Source organism: Ruminococcus sp. CAG:379 (assembly GCF_000434255.1).
GTDB classification, from domain to species: Bacteria; Bacillota; Clostridia; order Oscillospirales; family Ruminococcaceae; genus Ruminococcus_F; species Ruminococcus_F champanellensis.
On record NZ_FR894898.1, the window covers coordinates 1 to 5008 of the forward strand.

Consider the following 5008-nt stretch of genomic DNA (forward strand, 5'->3'; position numbering starts at 1 on the left):
AACGCCCGGCGGGAGCTGCCGGTCATGGTGCCCATGATTCCCCGTCAGAAGATCCAGGAGGCAGTCAGCTCCTTTTACCCCCAGGCGTTCCCGAAAAAGAATCAGTTCCGTGCCCCGAACAACGGCATGATGACCTATCTGTACGCCCCGGGCATTGCCGCCGCAGTGATTCCCATCGTCTCCCGGCTGCTGCAAAACCTGCTGCCCCAGTTTTCGGATTTCATTTCCTTCGGCATGCTCATGCTGGAGATCCCCATGCTGTGGATGCTGGTGGTCAAAACCGCAGCCTGGCGCACCACCGGCATCACCGTACAGGGCAATCTGCTCTGCGTCCGTTACTGCCGGGGATTCCGATTCCACACCCTGCTGGCAGACCGGAGCGCCCTTGCCAAGATCCAGATCCGGGTATCCCCTTTCCAGCGCTGGTACCGCAAATGCGACCTGCACCTGTATTTTTACGGCAGCATCCCCCACGGACATCCCCTGCTGGGATTCCGGATACAGGACGTGGAACAGCTGTATGCCCAGCTGGGACTGAGCCTGCCGGATGAGCTGCCGGAATGCGGCATACACAGACAAACAGAAAACACCGCTCCGGAAGCATGATCCGAAGCGGTGCTTTTGGTATTATGTAGCGGCGTATTCCGCATCCAGCCAGGCGATCAGCCCGTTGTAGCCCTCCTCCGTCAGAGGAAATTCCGCCCTGCCCTCCATTTCCGAAAGCTCAAAGCACAGGGGCGTGCGCCAGCAGGCAACGTGAATCTGGTCGTCCACATCGATGCGGAACCGCAGCTTTCCCTTGCTGCCGGTATAGGTATTGCCTGCCTGGAAATAATAGATCCCGGGCAAATCAAACTGATTCCGTTTCCGTTCCATACTCCTCCTCCCTTCCGGTATCATCATAGCACACTTTTTCTGACCCGTCAATGCTGCCGTAATACCGCACCCTTCCCGTGCATATATATCAAACGGATGCTGACGCAAAGCGGGCGTGAGCCATCAGACCATAGCACGATGGGAGTGAGGTCATGAAAGGACAGCCGAACGACCGGGCAATTATCCTGGGCGAGTACATCCTGGAACACAAGGCCACTGTGCGGGCCGCTGCAAAGCAATTCGGAATTTCAAAATCAACTGTTCATAAAGATGTCAGCGAGCGTCTTCCGAAAATTCAGCCCCAGCTTTACCCGCTTGTGAAAGAAATACTGGAGCTTAACAAACAGGAACGACACATCCGGGGCGGATTGGCAACAAAAGAGAAATATGCAAAGCTGGAACAGCAAAAACATAAGTATTAGGGAGTGCTGCCACTAAGATGATATGCAGATCTTCGAGCAGAAATTTTACGAAGACTTTTAACGCAGGATGCGGGAAATTTTGCCGAAAAGCTGCGTTGTTAGGCTTCGTGTCAACACGATCTAAGACAGGCTTGTATAGCGCTGTCAAAGCAAATGCGCACATGACAGCAAGATCATGTGCGCATTTTGTGGTTCCCCGGGTAACCTCTATCTCAAGCGGCATTCCGGCAGACAGCCAACGAAAACAGCATCCCGAGAGCAGCCTGCCGGACAAGCCGCCACTGTCTTTTGCTGAAAGGGTCCGCCGCTGTTGATAGTGTATGCAAAAACCCGGAGAATGCTACACGGAAGTTATTGGACGGCAGCCTCAAAACTCATTTTCCCTTCCAGATCAGCACCGGGATGGGAGGACAGTTGCTCCGGTTGGCAAATTCACAGATCATAACGGTGTACTGTTTGCTGTCAATGGTGCGCAGATACGCCAGCAGAGCGCCCCGTTCTGCGAAGCCGGTCTCCCTGCCGTAATAGATGCAAAGGCTCATGATCCCGTCCTCCCGCAGCAGCTCCAGTCCCTGCCCGATGGCGGCGATGCTGGTATCCGCATGGGTAAAAATGTTGTGATCTCCACCCGGCAGCCAACCAAAATTAAAGGTGATGCAGGAAATGGTTCCGGGCTGGGCATACTCCCCCATGGTGCTATGACTCCCCTGGATCACCGTGGCACGGTCTGTATACCCCAGCTCCGCCAGCCGGGCATTGGTACTGGCGATGGCGTCCGACTGAATGTCAAAGGCGGTCACATGCCCCGTCTCCCCCACCAAGCCGCACAGCAGGGCGGTGTCATGCCCCCTGCCGGCGGTGGCGTCAATACACAGATCCCCGGGCTTCACATGCTCCCGGATAAATTTATGCGCCCACTCCAGTGCGCTGAAGGATTTCAAGTCCATTACAGTTCGTTCCTCTCTTGTTTTTTCCAGGCGTGCTCTGTGCGGTGTTGTCTCTATTGTATCCCCATCCGGCGAATCTGTCAAGGAAAGCGTTGACAGTCGGTGTGCCGGATGCTATACTGAATGCAAAGGGGGACTTTTTATGCATATTTACATAGATGCAGACGGATGTCCGGTGGTTGGACAAACCATCCGGCTTGCACGGCAGTATGGGGTGCCATGCACCATTCTGTGTGACAGCGCCCATGTGTTCCGGGATGAGTATGCGAACACCATTACGGTTTCCACCGGGGCGGACAGTGTGGACTTCCGGCTGGTGAACCTCCTGCATCCGGGCGATCTGGTCATCACCCAGGACTACGGGCTGGCTGCCATGTGCCTTGCCCGGCAGGCATGTGTGCTGCACCAGGACGGAGGCTGGTACACCGACGAGAACATTGACGGGCTGCTGGAAACCCGGCACACCGCCAAACGCATCCGGCGGCAGGGAGGCAGGCTCCGGGGCGCCCCCAAGCGAACCCTCGCCCAGGATCAGGCGTTCTGCCAGGCACTGGAGCAGCGACTCCGGGTAGTGACAACTGAATAAGCACGTTAAGGCAACACCGCGCAAAGCCGACAGGCGGGCTTTGCGCAGCATCTGCTGACGAATTTTGCGGCATGGAGATCTCCTGCCGCATTTTTTGCAGATACCTCTTGACCGCAATACTATGTGTAATATAAAGAGGTATGGACATTCAACTGAAACGAGGACTGCTGGACGTGTGTGTACTGGCGACTATCAAAAACGAGGATTCTTATGGATATCAGGTCATCAAGGATATCAAACCCTATGTGGATATTTCCGAATCCACCCTGTACCCCATTCTCCGGCGGCTGGAGGAAGGCTGCACGGAGGAGGAAGCAGCGGCGGCTATAGGCTTGCTCCGGGGAATCCGGAGCAGGCTTTTTTTCTGCACACTTGTATGCAGCCGTACAAGTTTCCCTGGAATGCGCTGTATGATTGAGGGAGAAAGGAGGGGAAGCGTGGAAAAAGCATGGCAAACCCTATGCGCAGTGGCACTGGCTGCCGGCAGCTTTTTATTCGGCAGTCCGGACGGGCTGCTGCTGACTCTGCTGGCATTTGTTCTGATGGATTACGCTACCGGGCTTCTGGCTGCAGTCTGTGCCCGGCGGGTATCCAGTGCCGTAGGATTCCGGGGACTGCTGCGAAAAATGCTGATCCTTGCTATGGTGGGCATGGGGCATCTGCTGGACACCCAGTTGCTGCATGCCCAGGGGCTGCTGCGCAATGCGGTGATCGGCTTTTATCTTGCCAACGAAGGGCTCAGCATTCTGGAAAACGCCGGTCGCATGGGACTGCCCCTGCCGGAAAAGCTCCGCACCGTGCTGGTGCAGCTGAAAACCGAAAAAGGAAAGGATGAGAAACGATGAACAGTCCCTATATGGGGAGATTCCGCATTTCACAGCTCTATAAGGGCGTCGCTCACGATGGGCTGGATTTGGTGGGGGTGGACAGCAAATCCATCCACAGCACCGTCAACGGGGTGGTGCTGTACGCCGGTTGGGAGAACTGCTTCAATCACCGGCAGGGCTTTGGTCAATATGTGAAGATCCGGCGCACCGGCACCCAGGAGGTCTACTACTTCGGGCATCTGTCCAGCCTGCTGGTAAAAACAGGGGACACGGTGCGGATCACTGACCCCATTGGCATAGAGGGCAGCACAGGCAGATCCACCGGCAGCCACCTGCATTACTGTATGCGCATGGGAGGCATCAAGGGTCAGCACCGGGACATCAACCGGATCTCCGGCATTCCCAACGTGATCGGCACCTATGACGACGGCTATGTGTCCAGGATGCAGACCCTGGAGGAACAGACGCAGCAGCTTTCCCTCTCCGTGGGGGATCGGGTTCGTGTCCGGCAGGGCGCAACGGATTACAAGGGCAAAAAGCTGGCGGCATTCGTGTACCGGACGGTGTATCAGGTTCAGCAGATCTCCGGCGACCGGATTGTGATCGGCATTGGCGGGCAGGTCACTGCCGCTATGCATGCAGCAGATCTGACACGCATCTAAGGCTGTGCCGCACGATCTGTGTACGGTGTTGCCCGAAGCCATATTGCAGGAGGAATCTCTGTGCGGCAGCATGGGATCCCTCCTTTGCTATATTCTGCTCCGGACATCCGACAAAAATGCCCTCATTTTTTTGTATGGATTTTTCGATTTTTTCTGTAGGGGGGCTTGCTTTTTTGTTTAAAATACTGTATAATTTAAAGTGCAACACCATGCTTAGGAGGATTACCATGCAAATTTTTCTCATCAACGCAATCAACGGGGGCGTTGTCCACGGAACAGAGAACGGAAAGAAAACCGGCTGCGGTATCAATCTGACAAAGCCTGACAACATCGGAAAATTTGTAAGCGGCGCACCCATGCAGGATATTGTAGATATCACCTGCGAAAAGTGCAAGATGGTTCTGGCAAAAAAGCTGATCAAAGAAAGCAACAAGGAGTTTGAACGGCAGCTCAAGGAAGAAAAGAAGATGCAAAAGCATGGCGGCATGGGGGCCGCACCCATGGGGCCGATCAGTTCTGCGCCTACACCGCCTCCTGCACCTGCACGTACATCTGTGGCATCTCCCCCGCCTGCTCCGGTACCCCCCAGGGCACCGGCAGCACCGGAAAAGGAGGTTCAGCCTGTATTCACTGCATACAAACCGCCTGTCAAGCAAAAAGCTGCGCCTGCACCGGAACCGGTTCAGCC

8 protein-coding genes are annotated in these 5008 nt (G+C 55.4%); 6 read left to right on the forward strand and 2 right to left on the reverse strand.

What is annotated here, in order from left to right; all coding sequences use genetic code 11:
* Positions 1–606, forward strand: a 606-nt coding sequence (locus tag QVO51_RS06660) for a PH domain-containing protein (RefSeq protein WP_288167952.1), incomplete at its 5' end; no start/stop codon positions are given.
* Positions 607–627: 21 nt separating this feature from the next.
* Here QVO51_RS06660 and QVO51_RS06665 read toward each other — a convergent pair.
* On the reverse strand, positions 628–876 hold the full coding sequence (locus tag QVO51_RS06665; RefSeq protein WP_022357747.1) for a hypothetical protein: 249 nt from the start codon (positions 874–876) through the stop codon (positions 628–630).
* Positions 877–1028: 152 nt separating this feature from the next.
* Between QVO51_RS06665 and spoIIID the strand changes: the two genes are divergently transcribed.
* A complete protein-coding gene (gene spoIIID / locus QVO51_RS06670) occupies positions 1029–1298 on the forward strand; it encodes a sporulation transcriptional regulator SpoIIID (protein ID WP_022357748.1) in 270 nt (89 codons plus the stop codon).
* 374 nt (positions 1299–1672) lie between these two features.
* On the opposite strand, the gene QVO51_RS06675 is transcribed toward spoIIID, so the two are convergent.
* Positions 1673–2245, reverse strand: a complete 573-nt coding sequence (locus QVO51_RS06675; protein ID WP_022357749.1) for a class I SAM-dependent methyltransferase — start codon at positions 2243–2245, stop codon at positions 1673–1675.
* 142 nt (positions 2246–2387) lie between these two features.
* Here QVO51_RS06675 and QVO51_RS06680 point away from each other — a divergent pair, with 142 nt between their 5' ends.
* The 4 genes from QVO51_RS06680 to QVO51_RS06695 all read left to right on the forward strand — a co-directional run.
* Positions 2388–2831: a YaiI/YqxD family protein gene (locus QVO51_RS06680; RefSeq protein WP_022357750.1), complete on the forward strand. Its 444-nt coding sequence runs from the start codon at positions 2388–2390 to the stop codon at positions 2829–2831.
* A 140-nt stretch (positions 2832–2971) separates the two neighbouring features.
* Positions 2972–3676, forward strand: coding sequence for a phage holin family protein (locus tag QVO51_RS06685; RefSeq protein ID WP_022357751.1), 705 nt, complete (start codon positions 2972–2974; stop codon positions 3674–3676).
* Positions 3673–4320 (forward strand): M23 family metallopeptidase, encoded by a 648-nt coding sequence (locus QVO51_RS06690; protein WP_022357752.1) that lies wholly within the window; start codon positions 3673–3675, stop codon positions 4318–4320. The genes QVO51_RS06685 and QVO51_RS06690 overlap by 4 nt, the downstream gene beginning before the upstream one ends.
* Before the next feature lie 227 nt (positions 4321–4547).
* Positions 4548–5008, forward strand: a 461-nt coding sequence (locus QVO51_RS06695; protein ID WP_288167953.1) for a hypothetical protein, incomplete at its 3' end; no start/stop codon positions are given.